The following is a 15717-nucleotide window of genomic DNA, read 5'->3' as shown; positions in this document are numbered from 1 at the left end:
GCTGGATCTGGATCATAAAGCCTATGACCTGCCGACCGCTTTGTCCGGCGGCGAGAGACAGGCGGTATCGCTGGCACGCGGTGTTGTCCACCGTCCGCTGCTGATTCTCGCTGATGAGCCGACCGCGCATATCGATAACGAATCCAGTAAACGCATCCTGCGCCTGTTATCCGAACTGAACAAGCTGGGCACAACCGTTATGATGGCCACGCATGACCGCTGGATTCTCGAATCATGGCCGCGCCCCGCACTGCATCTTGAAGGCGGGAAAATCATGCAGATCCCCTCCCGCGAGGTTTTCGCCGCGCCCGATTCTTACGACAACCTATCCTCCGCCGCCTGATTCACTCCGAAGGAAAACAAAGATGACTGCAAAACAGACAGAGACCGCCGCACCGAATCCAAAAAAGATTCCCGTCTATCCGGAGAATCTGATGCCGGTTGCCAATGATCCGCGCGTTTTATCGCCTGCACCGCGCATGGCCGGATTCGTTTTGCTGATTTTTCTGATTGCCGGTCTGTGGCAGCATGTCCATATATCGGTTGTTGAAAAACAGGACAGACTATCCGGCATTTACACATTGGCCTTTTTCAAATCGGAGCAAGATACGCGGACGCCGCAGGAGCAGGCTGATGAGGCACTTGATACGCTGCGCAATATTCCCGGTATTTTAAAAGCCGCGCTTTTGGATGCCCGCAGCATACCTGCTTTTCAGGAAACTGATGCAAAAACCGCCCTGCCCGCACTGGTGCAGATCAAAATCGCAGCCTCAGGCGAGACTGTCTTCTTACAAAAAATGAGCGAACTGGCGGAACATTTTCCGGCCGCGCAATTGCGTGACCACAGCCACGATACGCAGGTCACCGCCCTGAAAACCCGCTATGCCCGTTTTCTAATGATTCTGAATATCAGCGCCGTCATTGCCGCCGCGCTGATTGTTGCCGCCATGCTGGCCGCCGCACCGAAATGGCTGCGCCCGCAACAAGAGACAATCGCGCTGCTGCGCGTGCTGGGTGCCGAAGACAAAATGATTCTGTATGTCTTCAGCCGCCATACATTGCGTAATATTTTAAAAGGTCTGACAATGGGCGCCGCACTGGTCGCCGGTTTGTTCCTGATTCCCGCCTATTTGCTCGGTCTGTTCGGGCTGCTGCCCGCCGCTGTCAAAATCGACCCGGTCATGCTCGGTCTCATTCTTGCTTTCGGTCTGGGGCTGCTATACATTGCAGCAAGACTGCGCACGAAGAATATTCTGCGCCAGCAGATTTGGAACGCCGCATAAGCCGCTTAAAAAGAACGGGTTGATTTTTCTCCATCATGACAGACCGCATCCGCTCGCTTGCCTTTAATATCCTGTTTTTCTCAGGATCGTTGTTTTTCAGCATCACGCTGCTGTGGACGCTGCTGCTGCCGCGCGAGAAAAGTGTCGGTATTGTCCGCGGAATCTATTTCGGCTATATGAACTTCATCGAGAAATATATTCTGGGCTTGCATCTTCATGTCGAAGGTTGGGAAAATGTTCCGAAGGACGGTGCTTTTATCGTTGCCTCCAAACACCAGTCGGCTTATGAGACGTTGAAGCTGTGCGAAATTCTCAACGATCCCGCCATCGTGCTGAAACGTGAGCTGACATGGATTCCGATCTGGGGCTGGTATCCGAAAAAAATGGGCATGATCCCGATTGACCGCGGCTCTGCCGCGCAGGCCATGCGGTCTATTATTAAAGGTGCCGAACGCGTCAAAAGCGAAGGCCGCCCCATTTTGATCTTTCCGCAAGGCACACGTGTTGCTCCGGGGGTAAAAGCGGATTACCGCGGCGGCATCGGTAAAATTTACAAAGATGTCGAACTGCCTGTGATTCCCGTAGCGCTGAATTCCGGCCTGTTCTGGGGACGCAATGCCTTTTGGAAAAAATCCGGTACGGTCAGTTTCCGCTTTCTGCCTGCAATCCCGGCCGGGCTGCCGCCGCAGGAAATGATGCAGCAGCTGGAAGCCGTCATTGAAAAAGAAAGCGATGCGCTTTTAAAGCCGGATCGTCAATAAACGTAGTTCATTGAATTGGAAATCAGCAGCGCACCGGAAACACCGATGACAATCCATGTCAGCGCCGTACCGAAGACGCGGCGTTTGGATATTTTGTTCTTTGAAAATAACAGACCGGATGCATGTGACGCCCGCGCAAGAACCAGCGCCCCTCCCAGCAGATGCACAAGATAATCGCTGGTACCGTTCAGCTCCAGCATCACAAACAGGATCAGCGCGATCGGCACATATTCGGCAAAATTACCATGTGCACGCACAGCCTTGGTCAAATCTTCCTTGCCGCCGTCGCCGAATGCAATGCCAAGCTCACGCCGCAGGGTCACGACATGGATTGACAGCATCAGAAACAGCATTGCCAGTAAAGCGCCATAAATTGCAGCTATAAGAACCATTGAACATGTCCTCCCGTTACGTTTTCTCTTCTCCCATATTATAAGCAAGCAATGGCTGAAAAGATAGGCTCTATCAACCGCCCAGCATTTGACATATTTCATATTTTCATATATGATACCCGCCTGATATCATAACGGGAAAAAACGGAATGACGGGTTTCGGGAAAACAACAGCGCTCTCTTTAGCGACGCTTTTCACAGGGCTGGCGGCGGCACCTGCCGTCGCACAAGATATGCCTGTAGATATCAATGATGCGGTTATGGCGGAACTGACCCCGACACAGGTGATGGTGCAGGCATTATCCGACCAGAGCTCTTTGGGAGATAAATTGCAACGCCTTGAAAATGACCGTGACTATTATAAAAATCTGACCGCCCTTGCCGATGAAGCGCGGGAGGAAAACTGGTTTGATGCGCCGTCCACACAGACATTTCTCGCCATTCTGCATACGGTGATGAACCCGCAAGATGTGAATGCCAATGTGCTATTGGGTTTTGACGGAACGGAGCAGGATGCCCGCAACAGTGCCACACTGGATGACAATATCGGTGATTTGATTGCCGCCGCCCGCAATCCCGACAACACGGCTATCAGTGACCCGCTGCTGCGCTTCAAAGCCGTGGCGGGTGAAGTGCGTCATACCGCTTTTGATGATGCGATGGATTATTATGCTTCTTATGCCTTCGATGCCAGCAACATCCATCTGGATCCGACTCCGCGTGAAAAAAAGCTGGCGCGTTACGAAACGGATGAAAACTATGCAGAGGCATGGCGCACCGCCGCCAACGGCACCTATAATGAAGAACGCAACGGCAGTATGTATTACACCAGCTATGCGCATTTATGGGACGCTTATTTTAATCCGGAAATGACATGGGATCTGCTTTCGCAAGTGCCGGATAACGATAATGATGACCAGCCAACGGAATTCCGCAAATGGACTGCCGGTGACGGCCTGCAACGTGACAATAATATTGATGCGCTGCTGCGTGCCCGTGACGAGATACTGCCCGATACGCCGCCGCTGCAGCTGGATAAACGCGCGGCCTTATTTCAGGAAATAGATGACGCGACAATCCGAAATATTGAGGATTTCAAAAAAGGTAAAAAAGCCGGTATTGCAACAGACGGGGATTACCCCTTCAGCGCCGATAATGTCTTTTTGGATTTATCACCGCTGCCGGAAAAACAAGCCCGTTATGAACGCGATGGCAGTTATCAGGAAGCTGCACGGGAATTCGGCAAAAAATTTGCCGCAAGCCCCGATTTTGCCAATATGTATTATACCAGCCTGATCACATTCTGGAGTGCGGCGCTGGATAAAAACATCACATGGGACATGATCAAAAACACCCCCGATGAAGATGATGACAATGACACGCCGAACGAATTTTTCTGGAACAGAGTGTCTGACAATAATCTGGACAATAACATGCAATTCATTTTTGAAGCACGTGATGAAATTCTGCCTGATGTGATGCCAGAAAATCTGGAAGAACGCCGCGTGCTGTTCGATCAGGTTATCGAGCGCGCCCGCGAAAAAATCGCCGTGCAATACGCCCCCTGGGACGAATATTACAAAGCGCTGCAAAATGATCCCGCTTATGCCGGAACGCAGAGCAAACAGGAATTTTCCTTTGATGCTTATTATTTGCTGAAGCGCGCCCATACCGATCCGTCCGTCACCGCAGCGGATTTAACCGCCGCCGGATTGACCGCCCGGGATGAAAGCAGCAACAGCCTTGCGCATAATTTCAATATGGTGCTGGAGGCACGCGATGCCTCTGCCGTACCTAGCTATGAAAGCGTCCATACCGCCGCCGGAGAAAAGCTGCAAGCGCAATATAATGACCACACAAAAACCCGCTTTATGCTGTGGGGCGGGCTTGCCGGTCTGCTGTTACTGGGTGGTGCCGGTGCAGGCGGGGCCGTCGGCTATAACCGTTACCGCCGCAAAAATCCGAAACCGAAACCGCATTAACGGCAATTGCCTCTGCTCGGGATTCCACGTAATCTTTCTCTATGAGCAAGGTCAAAGAAAAATATCTTATCGCGCTTGAGAACGGCTTAAAAAAATGGGAAACCCGCCGTGCTATCGGACGCCCGCGTTTCATCCTGCGCGCCTCTCTGCCCTTTATCCTGCTTGTCACCTGTCTTTTTTATCTGGTGTTTTTTTATATCGGAAATTTATTCACCCGTGACGAGGCGATTTTGCTGGCACTTGGTTCCGGCCTGATACTCGGTCCTCTCTTCGGTGCCTATACCTGGCATTGCGCCGAAAGACAGCTTGCCGTTTACAAACAGACAGGTTCCATGGAAGCCGTCTATGACGATATCCGCGCAGGACAGAAAGAAGCGTTAAAGCTGGGCTTTCGTACTGTCGGGCTGGTGCTGCTGATCGGCTTTGCCGTGCTGGGCTATGCCGTCTATAAATGCGCCACGCGCGGCGGTTAGATTCCGTTTACAGCCTCCGGCGCTTCTGCTATAAACATATTCTCTATACACAAAACAGCGCAGAGGAAACCGCCCGATGTCCGCACCGCAGAAATCGCCTAAACAGCCTGCCATACGCCGCTATTTTTTCGATACGGAATTCCATGACAACCCGTCTGATTTCAGCTGCGAGCTGGTCAGCATCGGTATCCTGAATGAAAAAGGCAGTGAATATTACGGCATCTCGAAAGAGTTTAATCTGCATGCCGCCAAACAGGAACCGTGGTTGAAGACCCATGTCATCGACAAACTGGATGCCCCCGATACATGGAAAAGCATCGATGAAATCCGTCAAGGTGTGCTGGATATGTTTGAGCCGGCGGATAAGGTCGAGCTGTGGGCAAGAAACGGTTCCTACGACAATGTTTTGATCTGCCAGCTTTTCGGCGGTATGGGCGAATTTTTTGAAACCCTGAAAAACGAAAAGGGAATCGGCCATGTCGAATTCCGCGACATTAACGAGCTGAAACGCGAAGCCGGAAATCAAGGCCTGCGCCTGCCGCGCCTGCCCGATGATGAGGCGCATATCGCCATCAATGACGCACGGAACGAGCTGAAATGCTATAACTTCCTCCAACAGCTCAGAAAGAAAGCTGCGGAAACGCCGGAAAATCCGACACTGAAACCCCGCGCACCGCGCAAAGGCGGATTTACGCCATGACCAGATCCGTCATACTGATTTCCGTGCTGTTGTTTTTAGGCGCTGCCCTGCCGCAAACGGCGCAGGCCAGTTTCTGGATGGAATGTGATGTAACGGCTGATGTAAAAAAAACGGATCAGGACGGTCTGTATCATATTATCCCGCAAGAGGCTGTCGTCACCGATGGGCATGTTGCCAAAGGCAGCGCCTGTCTGACTGATAAAAAAGGGGAAACGCTGCATGTCAAAATTGACGGTGACAATATCCCCACCGGAGAAAATATCCGTCTGCAATACCGCCATTACAATGCCATGGGGCCGAATGGCGTTGTGGACAGCGAAACATGGACGGCGGTAGAATAATGAGCAATACGGCAAAAATTCTCGTACTGAAAACCGAAGGGCCGGAGGCGCCTGCCGCAGAGGCGGAGCAAATTTCCGCCGAACGCACACTCACAGGCCCGATTGACACCGTGACATGGAATCATTTTATCGGCGAGAATAACCGCCTTTACTGCGGCATCTGGGAAGCCTCTCCGGGCAAGCACAAGGTTGCTTATACGGAATGGGAATTCTGCCAGCTGATCGAAGGTGAAGCCGTGCTGACGGATGAAGACGGCAATGCCGTGCATATCAAAACAGGGGAGGGGTTCATTATCCCGGCCGGTTTCAAAGGGACATGGGAAAGCCTGACGCCTTTAAAAAAGCATTACGTGATTTTGCTTCCGCAAGAACAAAACAAGGATTGAATATTTATGACTGACCTGATCAAAACATCGAAAAAAGACGGCATCCTGACCATCACCATGAACCGTCCCGAAAAAAAGAATGCGCTGACAACAGGCATGTATAGCGACATGGCAAAAGCGATTAAAGATGCGGGCAATGACCCTGATCTGCGTGTCATCCTGATCACCGGATCACAAGACGCTTTTTGCGCCGGAAATGATCTGCTGGATTTTCTGAACAATCCGCCGCAGGATGATTCAAGCCCGGTTCTGCAATTTTTAAAAACCTTGTCCGAAGCGGAGCTGCCCGTCGTCGCAGCAGTAAACGGCACAGCCGTCGGCATCGGCACCACCATGCTGCTGCATTGTGATTTTGTTTATGTTGCGGAAGATTCCACCTTCTCCCTGCCCTTTATCAATCTCGGCCTTGTGCCGGAGGCAGGGTCTTCGATGCTGCTGCCGCGCCTTGCCGGACATCAGCGCGCTGCCGAGCTGTTAATGCTGGGCGAGCCCTTCACGGCAGAAGACGCGAAAGAGGTCGGTTTTGTAAACCGCATCTGCAAAGCGGATGATGTGCTGGATACGGCTATGAAAACAGCAGAGAAACTGGCAAAAAAACCGCAAAACGCTTTGCGCGAAACCAAGGCGCTGATGCGGCAGGATTTTGAATCCGTCGCCGCCCGCATTTCCCGCGAGGCCGATGTGTTCAAGGACTGCCTGACCTCGGAAGAAACCAAAAACGCCATTACGACGTTTTTCGGGCGCAAAAAACCGGGCGCGCCAAAATCAGGCTAAGCTCTTCATTTGATTGGAATGGCACGCATGCGGAGGTGGTGATATCTGCAGGTGCTATATTTATCAATAAAAACTTGACATATCGTTGCAATTTTTACTACTGTTATGAAAGAGTGTTTCAATTTTTCATAACATTCTAATAGAAAATTTCCGTGCGGAAATTGAGGGTCTTGTGTGTAGTGCGCTCCGGCTTTGGCAAGCCGGCGGCGGGTGTTTAAAGACAATGACAAAAAGGCACGGATAAAATGGCACAACCTGACAAAAAGCCCGAAACAGGTGTTTTCGGCAAAATTCGTCACTATTTCAGCAAAACCGGTAAAGCGGAACGCGAAGATTTAAAAACTGCAAAAATTACCATCGGCTCTCCCCCGCCTTCGGTGGAGGGGCTGAAGCGTGCTTTGAATCCGCCGCATGATGATACGGTCACAAATCTGCACGGCTATGAGGTGCATGACCATTTCCGCCCGCTGGAAGATATTGATGCTGCGGAAGTCGGTGACTGGGTTGACCGCCAGAATGAGCGCTTTCAGGAATATATCGCCGGCACGGATGAGGTGCAAAGATCCGCCCGCGATTTTGTTGAAAAAATCCTGAACCGCGAAACCGAAAGCATTCCCGCCAGCTACGGCAAATTCAGCTTTTCCCATTACCATGACGGTGCCTCCAACCATGCTGTTTATCAGGTACGCCCAAAAGGCAAGCCCGATGACGCCCCGCATGTGTTGATTGACCCGAATAAGCTGGATGCCACAGGCAAGACCGCCCTGTCCGGCACCTTCCCCAGCCCGGATGGAAAACGCGTTGCCTATCTATTATCCGAAAACGGCAGTGACGCGAAAACGCTGTATATTCTGGACACCAAAACCGGAAAAAACATCGCCGATAAAATCGACGGTTTCCGTTTCGGCAGTGTGACATGGGATAAAGACGGTAAAGGTTTCCATTACGGCTATCCGATGAATGACGCGCATAAGCGTTCTTTCGTCAAACATCACACAATCGGTGAAGATGTGAAAAATGACAAAATTGTCTTTACCCCCGATGACCGCGAAATGGCCTTTGCCGGTCTGTTCCGTTTGAAAACAAAAAAGAATGAATGGATTAGCACCAGCATCGGTACCGACCCGAAAAACGGGCTTTATTTCCGCAAGGCCGGAACCAATGATGATTTCACAAAACTGATTGATGACGGTGTTGCCGATATCAGCCCGATTGCCGAAATCGGTGATAAAGTCTATGCCATCACAAAACTGGACGCGCCGAAAGGCCGTCTGGTACGTTTTGACCTGAAAAACCCTGCCCCTGAAAACTGGGAAACCGTGATTGCCGAAGATGCGGAAGATACGCTGGACAGCGCCTTTATCCATCAGGGCAAGCTGTTTGTGAATCACAGCCATGATACGGCGGATCAGTTGAAGGTTCATGATCTGGACGGAAAGTTCCAATATGATGTCGCATTGCCGCTGCCTTTGGCGCTGTATGGTATTGCCCAGTTCCAGCCCGAAGACAAAAAGCTGATTTTCAGCATCAGCAATGACCAGCAAAGCGGTAACCGCTATGAATATGATATCGATAAAAACGATTTCAAACTGATCAAACAGAACGACCTGCCTGTTGATCTGACGGATTGCATTGTCGAACGCATTACCGCGACCTCCAAAGACGGGACGAAAGTGCCGATGACCATCATCCGCCATCCCGATGCCAAACTGGACGGCAGTGCCGCCGTGAAGCTTTACGGCTATGGCGGCTTTGATATCTCACTTAATCCGGGTTTCAGCTCCGGCGTTGCCCATTGGGTGAAAAGCGGCGGTATCTATGCCCGTGCCAATCTGCGCGGCGGCGGTGAATACGGGCAGGAATGGTATGATCAGGGACGCTGCGAAAACAAACAGAATGTCTATGATGATCTGATTGCCTGCGCGGAACACCTGATTGAGGAAAAATACACTTCCTCCAAACGTATCGCGATCGAAGGCGGCAGTAACGGCGGGCTATTGACCGCCGCAACAGTGTTGCAACGCCCTGATCTTTTCGGTGCGGTGATCTCTGCTGTGCCCGTTATTGATATGTTCCGTTTCCAGCTGGGAACCTATGGCGCGGCATGGAAATCCGATTACGGCGATCCTGATGTGAAAAAGGATTTCGAAACCGCAGCTGCCTATTCACCGCTGCACAATGTCAAAAAAGACGCGAAATATCCGCCGACCCTGATTAAGACCGGCGACCATGATGACCGCGTTCTGCCCTGGCATGCCTATAAATGGGCAGCAACGATGCAAAGCGAATCCGATGCCGATAACCAGATCTTGTTGCGCGTGTCCAAAAACACCGGTCACGGTGCGGGAAAATCGCAAGAGGATTCACTGATTGAAATCGGCGAGACACATGCCTTTTTGGAAAAGGCGCTTGGCCCGATTAATCAGGAGGAATACAAAGCCTCGCTGAAAAACGTCAAAACGCCTGACAGCAAAATCGCGGGCGGTTTTAACGATCTGGCTGAACGCAGCGTCAAACTCGCGGAGAAAATTACGAAAAAAATTACTCCGGGCATCTTCCGCAAAAAACGCGGCGGCCCCGGCGCATAAGAAATATCGAAGATAAAAGAAAACGCGCTCCCGCTATGCCGGAGCGCGTTTTTCTTTTATCCGTTCATAATCAGGCGGCATCCTGCGCCGTTTTTCCTGCCGATGTTTCGTAAGCTTCCAGCGGCGGACAGGTGCAAACAAGATTGCGGTCACCCGCCGCATTATCAATGCGGGAGACAGGCGGCCAGTATTTATCCTCGGCAATATGCGGCAGCGGGAACGCACCTGTTTCGCGGCTGTAAGGCTTATCCCAGTCTTCCGCCAGCAGATCGGCAAATGTATGCGGCGCATTGGCCAGCGGATTATCATCAACCGCCCAGTCACCGTTTTCCACCTGCGTGATTTCGGCACGGATTTGTGACATTGCCGCAATAAAGCGGTCAAGCTCTTCCTTGCTTTCGCTTTCCGTCGGTTCCACCATCAGCGTATGCGGTACGGGGAAAGACATCGTCGGCGCGTGGAAGCCGAAATCCATTAAGCGCTTGGCAATGCTTTCAACACTGACGCCGATTTCGGTATGAATGCGGCGCGTATCCAGAATGCATTCATGCGCAACAAAACCGCTTTTGCCCGTATACAGAATGCTGTAATGCGCGCTAAGTTTTTTGGCGATGTAATTGGCATTCAAAATCGCCAGCTCGGTCGCACGGCGCAAACCTTCCCCGCCCATCATCACAATATACATCCATGTAATCGACAAAATTCCCGCAGAACCGAAAGGCGCTGCAGAAATAGAGGAGACGGCCTCCGCCCCGCCGATTCCATCTACCACGGCACTGCCGGGCAGGAAGGGGGCAAGATGCGCGGCAACGCCAATCGGACCGACACCCGGTCCGCCGCCGCCATGCGGAATGCAGAAGGTTTTATGCAGGTTCAGATGCGCGACATCCGCACCGAATTTCCCCGGATAGGCCACGCCGACCAGCGCATTCATATTCGCGCCGTCCATATAAACCTGTCCACCGAAATCATGCACGATATCGCAGATATCGACGATACCTTCCTCGAACACGCCATGGGTGGAGGGATAGGTCACCATCAATGCGGCGAGATTATCTTTATGCTTTTCCGCCTTCGCACGCAGATCATCCAGATCGATATTGCCGTTCTGGTCACATTTGACGACAACGACATCCATTCCCGCCATCACCGCACTGGCCGGATTTGTGCCATGAGCGGAGCTGGGAATAAGGCAAATATTGCGGTGCGTCTCACCGCGGCTGTGATGATAGGCGCGAATAGTCAACAGCCCCGCATATTCGCCTTGCGAGCCCGCATTCGGTTGCAGTGACACAGCGGCAAAGCCGGTGATTTTGCACAGCATTTCTTCCAGCCCCGCGATCATCTCGCGGTAACCCTGCGCCTGATCCTGCGGCACAAAGGGGTGCATATCGGAAAATTCCGGCCATGTGACGGGCAGCATTTCCGCCGCCGCATTCAGTTTCATCGTGCAGGAGCCAAGCGGAATCATCGAACGGTTCAGCGCAATATCCTTTTGCTCCAAACGGCGCAGATAGCGCAGCATTTCCGTTTCGGAACGGTATTTACTGAAAACCGGATGAGTCAAAAATGCGGATTGGCGCAATAAATTTTGCGGCAGCAGCGATGGCGCCTCTGCAACAATATCCGGATCCTTATCCGCAATCACAGCGGCAATCAGCGCAATATCCTGCAAATCCGTTTTCTGATCCAGCGTCACACCGATACGTCCGTCACCGAAGCCGCGCAGATTAATGCCGCTTTTTACGCCGCGATCAAGCGCCGCTTTTTCAGCCGCCGCACTGCCCAGATCAAATGTCAGCGTATCGAAAGCATATTGGTTGCTGCTTTTAATATCCTGCTGTTGCAGTGTTTTCGCCAGCAATGCCGTCAAATTGTGAATACGTTTTGCAATACGGGTCAAGCCTTCCGCACCGTGCCAGACAGCATAGAAGCCTGCGATATTGGCAAGCAGCACCTGCGCCGTGCAGATATTGCTGGTTGCCTTTTCACGGCGGATATGCTGTTCGCGTGTTTGCAGCGCCAGACGCAGAGCCGGGCGCCCTTTCGCATCGACAGATACGCCGACAATGCGTCCCGGAACCGAGCGTTTATAGTCATCACGCGTGGCAAAAAATGCGGCATGCGGCCCGCCGAATCCCATCGGTACGCCGAAACGCTGCGCCGAACCGACGACGATATCCGCGCCCCATTCACCGGGCGGCGTCAGCAATGTCAGTGCCAGCAGATCAGCGGCAACAATCACCAGACCGCCCTTGTCATGAACAGCCGCAGTCAGTGTTTTATAATCGATGATTTCCCCTGTGGTATCGGGATATTGCAGCAGCACGGCAAAACCGTCCTTGCTTGCGAAACTTTCCGGCGCACCGATTTCAAGCGTAATGCCCAGAGGTTCGGCACGGGTTTTCAAAACATCAATCGTTTGTGGGTGACAATTTTCATCGACCAGCAAAACATCGCTTTTCGATTTGCCGACGCGGCGCGCCATCGTCATGGCTTCGGCGGCTGCCGTGCCTTCATCCAGCAGAGAGGAATTGGCGATATCCAGCGCTGTCAGATCAATAATCATCTGCTGATAATTCAGCAGCGCCTCGAGACGGCCCTGACTGATTTCCGGCTGATAGGGTGTATAGGCCGTGTACCAGCCCGGATTTTCCAGCACATTACGCAGAATAACCGGCGGCGTCACCGTATCGGTATAACCCATCCCGATGAAGGAGCGCAGCATATTGTTTTTGCCCGCAATGCCGCGCAGTTTTTTCAGCGCCTCATATTCCGACAGCCCCTCCGGCAGATCAAGCGGGGCATCCGCATAGATGGACCCGGGCACAACTTCACGTACCAATACGTCAAGACTGTCAACACCGACAGCTTTCAGCATTTCTTCCGTTTCTGCCGCATCGGGGCCGATATGCCTTGTGTCAAAACTGTCCTGTTTAAGATCCGTGTTGCTGATTGTCATGTCGCCATCGTTCCTAAAGTGAATAAGTTTTCCCACTACCGCCTCCGCCGTCAAATGCCTGCCGATTATCTAGGCGGCAATTTCGTCCAGAAATTCCTGATATTCCGCTTCGTCTTTCAAATCTTCCAACTCGGCTTCATCCGTCATTTTGATTTTAAAGAACCAGCCGTCGCCGATAGGATCTTCGTTCACCAGTGACGGGTTATCGGCCAATGCCTCGTTGACTTCAACGACTTCGCCGGAGACCGGGCTGTAAATTTCGCTGGCGATTTTAACGGATTCGACCACACCGGCCTCGTCACCGCTTTCAAAAGATGCGCCGACTTCCGGCGTTTCGACATAAACGACATCGCCCAGCTGTTTCTGCGCATAATCGGAAATGCCGACCGTGCAGATACCGTCGTCATCAACCAGAATATATTCATGCTCTTCCGTGAAATAAAGCGTACTCATTTTACCTTGTCTCCTCTCCTATCCTTTGGTGATAAAAGGCATTTTAACAACATCACACGGATAGTCTTTTCCGCGCATTTTTGCAAGTATCTTCTGCCCTGCCGCAGCATGGGAGGAAGCCACATAACCCATCGCAATCGGCGCTTCCAAAAGCGGGCTGTAACCGCCGCTGGTGACACTGCCGATCTCCGTACCGTTTTCATCAAAAAGTGCGACACCTTCACGGATCGGCGCCCGCCCTTCGGGGCGCAGACCGATGCGTTTTTTCTCCGTGCCGTTCTTAATCTGCGCAGCAATCACAGCCGCTCCGCAATATCCCGCATCAGCCGTGCGGCGCTGTTTCGGAATAACCCAGAGCAGCCCTGCCTCAACCGGTGTGGTCTCTTCCCAAATATCATGCCCGTAAAGACAAAAGCCTGATTCAAGGCGCAAAGAGTCGCGCGCACCAAGACCGATCGGCCAGACTGTCTGACCGTCTTCCAGTAATGCATTGGCCAGTTTTTCGGCATTACGCTTGGATACGGAGAGCTCGAAACCGTCCTCCCCCGTATAACCGCTGCGGCTGACCAGAATATCTTCCCCTTCAAAAACCGCATATTTCGAGGACATGAAGCCGAGGCCTTTAAAGCTGACTTCGGGAATTGTTCTCTCCAGCACTTCCAGTGCTTTCGGGCCTTGCAGCGCCAGCAGTGCTTTATCTTCCAGCAATTCCACCTGCACCAGATCGCCGATCATTTTTTCAATATAGGCGATATCCTCTTCTTTACGCGACGCGTTCAACACGGCAAAAAGTTTGTTTTCACCCAGACGCGTGACAATCAGATCATCCAGAATGCCGCCTTTATCATTCAGCAGCACCGTATAGCGCATCTTGCCTGTTGCCAGACCGCAAATATCACCGGGAACGATTTTTTCCAGCGCCGCCGCCGGATCACCATTATCGCGGGAGCGGATGATAACCTGCCCCATATGTGACACATCGAACAGCCCCGCATTTTCGCGCACCTGCATATGTTCGGCCTTTACCCCTGCCGCATACTGTACCGGCAAATCATAACCGGCAAAAGGCACCATGCGGGCATCATGATGCTTATGCCACGCCCAAAGCGGCGTTTTCAAAAGCACTTGCTGTTCTTTGATAGAGGCTGTTGCCATGCTCATTCCTTAAAACTCCTGAAATAAAATATCTTCGTTATGCTGCTGCAACCATGCGCCCCAGCTTGCGCCCGCCTAATATATGAATATGCAGATGCGGTACTTCCTGACCGCTATTGACGCCGCAATTGGAAATGATGCGGTAGCCGCTTTCCGCCACGCCTTCCGTGCGGGCAATCTGTCCGACCGCTTTGAAAAATGCCGTTATTTCTTCGGCGGAAGCATTGGCGGTGAAATCATCCATATCCGTATAAGCGGTTTTGGGAATCACCAGAATATGTGTCGGTGCTTGCGGGTGCAGATCACGGAATGCCAAGACATGATCGTCCTCATATACCTTATCGCAAGGGATATCCCCTTTCAAAATTTTGGCGAAAATATTGTTCGGATCATAGGACATGATTACTCCTCCCTGCCTTTAACGCTGTCCATGAGACAAATACCCCACAAATTTAGGCGTATTGACGCATGAAGACAAGGAGATTCCCTTGCGAAAAAAAGAGAAAAACATGGAGAAAAAAATGAGATGCCTAACGGCGTACGGGGGTGATTTTTTTATTCCGGCGGCGGCGCGGTTTTTTCGCCGGAGTCCCGCCCAGAATTTTTGTGAAAATTTTCTGCATATCGCGGAAATTTTCCAGCTGCATATGAGAAAGGCCGAGGTTTTTCGCCTCGGCCACAGTATAATCCAGATTTTCTTGCAGCTCTTTTGCGACATCCATCGGAATATCGGCGGTATAACCCTCCTTATCCGACAGCGGCCGCACTTTGACCCGCAAATCCCCGTCCCGGTCCGTATAGACCTCTGCCGGAACCAAATCTGGGATTGCGAGACGGATCATGGCTGCCCCCTCCGTCTATCTTGTCTGGCCAGGGCGCCGGCCACCTCCTGATGTAAATTTCTGCCTTGCGCGGGATTGTTGCAGCCCGGCCATCAATTTGTCGCCGGTATAGCCCATTTCATTGCGCTGATCCAGATCAACGATACCCATAACAATCAGCGCATCGCCCTTTTCGCCGGGTTTCGCATCGGCATCATTCAAGACTTTCATCGCGCGGTTGCGGGCGGCGGCATAAGTGACGATTTTTTCGCGTCCCTGCCCGTCCAGCAGCGAGATTGTCGTATTCGTGTGTTTTACCTTGCCATCGGCTTGCAGAACAGGTTCAATCACCATCTTGGCCTGTGCTTCGGCCTGATAAGCGTTGCGCAAAGAGGAGCGTTCGCTCGCAATCTCTTTCCCGAGACCGAAATCTTGTGTCCGCCCTTTTTTGTCAACGGCGCCAAATGTCGCACCGAGGCTGGTTTTCTCTTGTACTGCTGCTTCTGCTTCTGCCATTTTAGACCTCTCTTCCACGTTGTCTTCTATTTACCGCGTTTGTTTCCGATGACCTTCATATCAGGGGTTTCAAACGTCGGTTCTTATCAAGCTTTCTAATAGTACTTTATGGTAATAAGGTTAACGAATA

The 15717-nt window shown here is 51.9% G+C and carries 17 protein-coding genes (1 of these 17 only partly in view); 10 read left to right on the top strand and 7 right to left on the bottom strand.

The features are described from left to right. The 3 genes in view from HND56_02140 to HND56_02130 are tightly spaced (at most 35 nt apart) and all read left to right on the top strand, a layout consistent with a single transcriptional unit that may run on beyond the window. Positions 1-343: the 3' portion of an ATP-binding cassette domain-containing protein gene (locus HND56_02140; GenBank protein ID QKK04561.1), read on the top strand. It extends 374 nt beyond the left edge of the window; only the last 343 of its 717 coding nucleotides appear in the window; its start codon lies beyond the left edge, outside the window; the stop codon is at positions 341-343. Positions 344-365: 22 nt separating this feature from the next. Continuing rightward, positions 366-1283 carry an ABC transporter permease gene (locus HND56_02135; protein QKK04560.1) on the top strand — a complete coding sequence of 306 codons (918 nt, stop codon included), beginning with the start codon at positions 366-368 and terminating at the stop codon, positions 1281-1283. 35 nt (positions 1284-1318) lie between these two features. Next, positions 1319-2044, top strand: a complete 726-nt coding sequence (locus HND56_02130; protein QKK04559.1) for a 1-acyl-sn-glycerol-3-phosphate acyltransferase — start codon at positions 1319-1321, stop codon at positions 2042-2044. Here the strand turns inward: HND56_02130 and HND56_02125 are convergent. Then, the gene (locus HND56_02125) at positions 2038-2436 is read right to left on the bottom strand and encodes a hypothetical protein (GenBank protein ID QKK04558.1); all 399 of its coding nucleotides are present in this window, start codon (positions 2434-2436) and stop codon (positions 2038-2040) included. The two genes, HND56_02130 and HND56_02125, sit on opposite strands and share 7 nt — an antisense overlap. A gap of 149 nt (positions 2437-2585) precedes the next feature. Here HND56_02125 and HND56_02120 point away from each other — a divergent pair, with 149 nt between their 5' ends. The 7 genes from HND56_02120 (at position 2586) to HND56_02090 (ending at position 9680) form a co-directional block, all read left to right on the top strand. Then, positions 2586-4418: a hypothetical protein gene (locus HND56_02120; GenBank protein ID QKK04557.1), complete on the top strand. Its 1833-nt coding sequence runs from the start codon at positions 2586-2588 to the stop codon at positions 4416-4418. A 41-nt stretch (positions 4419-4459) separates the two neighbouring features. Continuing rightward, the gene (locus HND56_02115) at positions 4460-4891 is read left to right on the top strand and encodes a hypothetical protein (protein ID QKK04556.1); all 432 of its coding nucleotides are present in this window, start codon (positions 4460-4462) and stop codon (positions 4889-4891) included. A gap of 76 nt (positions 4892-4967) precedes the next feature. Then, complete coding sequence (locus HND56_02110) at positions 4968-5591, top strand: hypothetical protein (protein ID QKK04555.1); 624 nt, start codon at positions 4968-4970, stop codon at positions 5589-5591. Beyond that, positions 5588-5932 (top strand): hypothetical protein, encoded by a 345-nt coding sequence (locus HND56_02105; protein QKK04554.1) that lies wholly within the window; start codon positions 5588-5590, stop codon positions 5930-5932. The genes HND56_02110 and HND56_02105 overlap by 4 nt, the downstream gene beginning before the upstream one ends. Next, entirely contained in the window at positions 5932-6318 is a 387-nt protein-coding gene (locus tag HND56_02100) for a cupin domain-containing protein (protein QKK04553.1), read from the top strand. The genes HND56_02105 and HND56_02100 overlap by 1 nt, the downstream gene beginning before the upstream one ends. Before the next feature lie 6 nt (positions 6319-6324). Further along, the gene (locus tag HND56_02095; GenBank protein ID QKK04552.1) at positions 6325-7092 is read left to right on the top strand and encodes an enoyl-CoA hydratase; all 768 of its coding nucleotides are present in this window, start codon (positions 6325-6327) and stop codon (positions 7090-7092) included. Positions 7093-7337: 245 nt separating this feature from the next. Beyond that, the gene (locus HND56_02090; GenBank protein ID QKK04551.1) at positions 7338-9680 is read left to right on the top strand and encodes a S9 family peptidase; all 2343 of its coding nucleotides are present in this window, start codon (positions 7338-7340) and stop codon (positions 9678-9680) included. A 70-nt stretch (positions 9681-9750) separates the two neighbouring features. Here HND56_02090 and gcvP read toward each other — a convergent pair whose 3' ends face one another. The 6 genes from gcvP to HND56_02060 all read right to left on the bottom strand — a co-directional run bounded on the left by gcvP (position 9751) and on the right by HND56_02060 (position 15587). Continuing rightward, a complete protein-coding gene (gene gcvP / locus HND56_02085) occupies positions 9751-12642 on the bottom strand; it encodes an aminomethyl-transferring glycine dehydrogenase (protein QKK04550.1) in 2892 nt (963 codons plus the stop codon). Between the two features lie 69 nt (positions 12643-12711). Beyond that, positions 12712-13095 (bottom strand): glycine cleavage system protein GcvH, encoded by a 384-nt coding sequence (gene gcvH, locus HND56_02080; GenBank protein QKK04549.1) that lies wholly within the window; start codon positions 13093-13095, stop codon positions 12712-12714. Positions 13096-13113: 18 nt separating this feature from the next. Beyond that, positions 13114-14250 carry a glycine cleavage system aminomethyltransferase GcvT gene (gene gcvT / locus HND56_02075; protein QKK06523.1) on the bottom strand — a complete coding sequence of 379 codons (1137 nt, stop codon included), beginning with the start codon at positions 14248-14250 and terminating at the stop codon, positions 13114-13116. Between the two features lie 37 nt (positions 14251-14287). Continuing rightward, a complete protein-coding gene (locus HND56_02070; protein ID QKK04548.1) occupies positions 14288-14650 on the bottom strand; it encodes a histidine triad nucleotide-binding protein in 363 nt (120 codons plus the stop codon). A gap of 130 nt (positions 14651-14780) precedes the next feature. Continuing rightward, complete coding sequence (locus HND56_02065) at positions 14781-15092, bottom strand: hypothetical protein (GenBank protein QKK04547.1); 312 nt, start codon at positions 15090-15092, stop codon at positions 14781-14783. 15 nt (positions 15093-15107) lie between these two features. Then, positions 15108-15587: a hypothetical protein gene (locus HND56_02060; protein QKK04546.1), complete on the bottom strand. Its 480-nt coding sequence runs from the start codon at positions 15585-15587 to the stop codon at positions 15108-15110. Between the last annotated feature and the right edge of the window lie 130 nt (positions 15588-15717).

Source organism: Pseudomonadota bacterium, assembly GCA_013285465.1.
Classification (GTDB): domain Bacteria; phylum Pseudomonadota; class Alphaproteobacteria; order Micavibrionales; family CSBR16-224; genus CSBR16-224.
Note: the sequence above shows the minus strand (reverse complement) of the source record. Positions and strands in the feature narration are given on the sequence as shown.

Coding starts and splice junctions, on each gene's coding strand:
- HND56_02135 (QKK04560.1), top strand. CDS start 366: ATGACTGCAAAACAGACAGAGACCGCCGCACCGAATCCAAAAAAGATT.
- HND56_02130 (QKK04559.1), top strand. CDS start 1,319: ATGACAGACCGCATCCGCTCGCTTGCCTTTAATATCCTGTTTTTCTCA.
- HND56_02125 (QKK04558.1), bottom strand. CDS start 2,436: ATGGTTCTTATAGCTGCAATTTATGGCGCTTTACTGGCAATGCTGTTT.
- HND56_02120 (QKK04557.1), top strand. CDS start 2,586: ATGACGGGTTTCGGGAAAACAACAGCGCTCTCTTTAGCGACGCTTTTC.
- HND56_02115 (QKK04556.1), top strand. CDS start 4,460: ATGAGCAAGGTCAAAGAAAAATATCTTATCGCGCTTGAGAACGGCTTA.
- HND56_02110 (QKK04555.1), top strand. CDS start 4,968: ATGTCCGCACCGCAGAAATCGCCTAAACAGCCTGCCATACGCCGCTAT.
- HND56_02105 (QKK04554.1), top strand. CDS start 5,588: ATGACCAGATCCGTCATACTGATTTCCGTGCTGTTGTTTTTAGGCGCT.
- HND56_02100 (QKK04553.1), top strand. CDS start 5,932: ATGAGCAATACGGCAAAAATTCTCGTACTGAAAACCGAAGGGCCGGAG.
- HND56_02095 (QKK04552.1), top strand. CDS start 6,325: ATGACTGACCTGATCAAAACATCGAAAAAAGACGGCATCCTGACCATC.
- HND56_02090 (QKK04551.1), top strand. CDS start 7,338: ATGGCACAACCTGACAAAAAGCCCGAAACAGGTGTTTTCGGCAAAATT.
- gcvP (QKK04550.1), bottom strand. CDS start 12,642: ATGACAATCAGCAACACGGATCTTAAACAGGACAGTTTTGACACAAGG.
- gcvH (QKK04549.1), bottom strand. CDS start 13,095: ATGAGTACGCTTTATTTCACGGAAGAGCATGAATATATTCTGGTTGAT.
- gcvT (QKK06523.1), bottom strand. CDS start 14,250: ATGGCAACAGCCTCTATCAAAGAACAGCAAGTGCTTTTGAAAACGCCG.
- HND56_02070 (QKK04548.1), bottom strand. CDS start 14,650: ATGTCCTATGATCCGAACAATATTTTCGCCAAAATTTTGAAAGGGGAT.
- HND56_02065 (QKK04547.1), bottom strand. CDS start 15,092: ATGATCCGTCTCGCAATCCCAGATTTGGTTCCGGCAGAGGTCTATACG.
- HND56_02060 (QKK04546.1), bottom strand. CDS start 15,587: ATGGCAGAAGCAGAAGCAGCAGTACAAGAGAAAACCAGCCTCGGTGCG.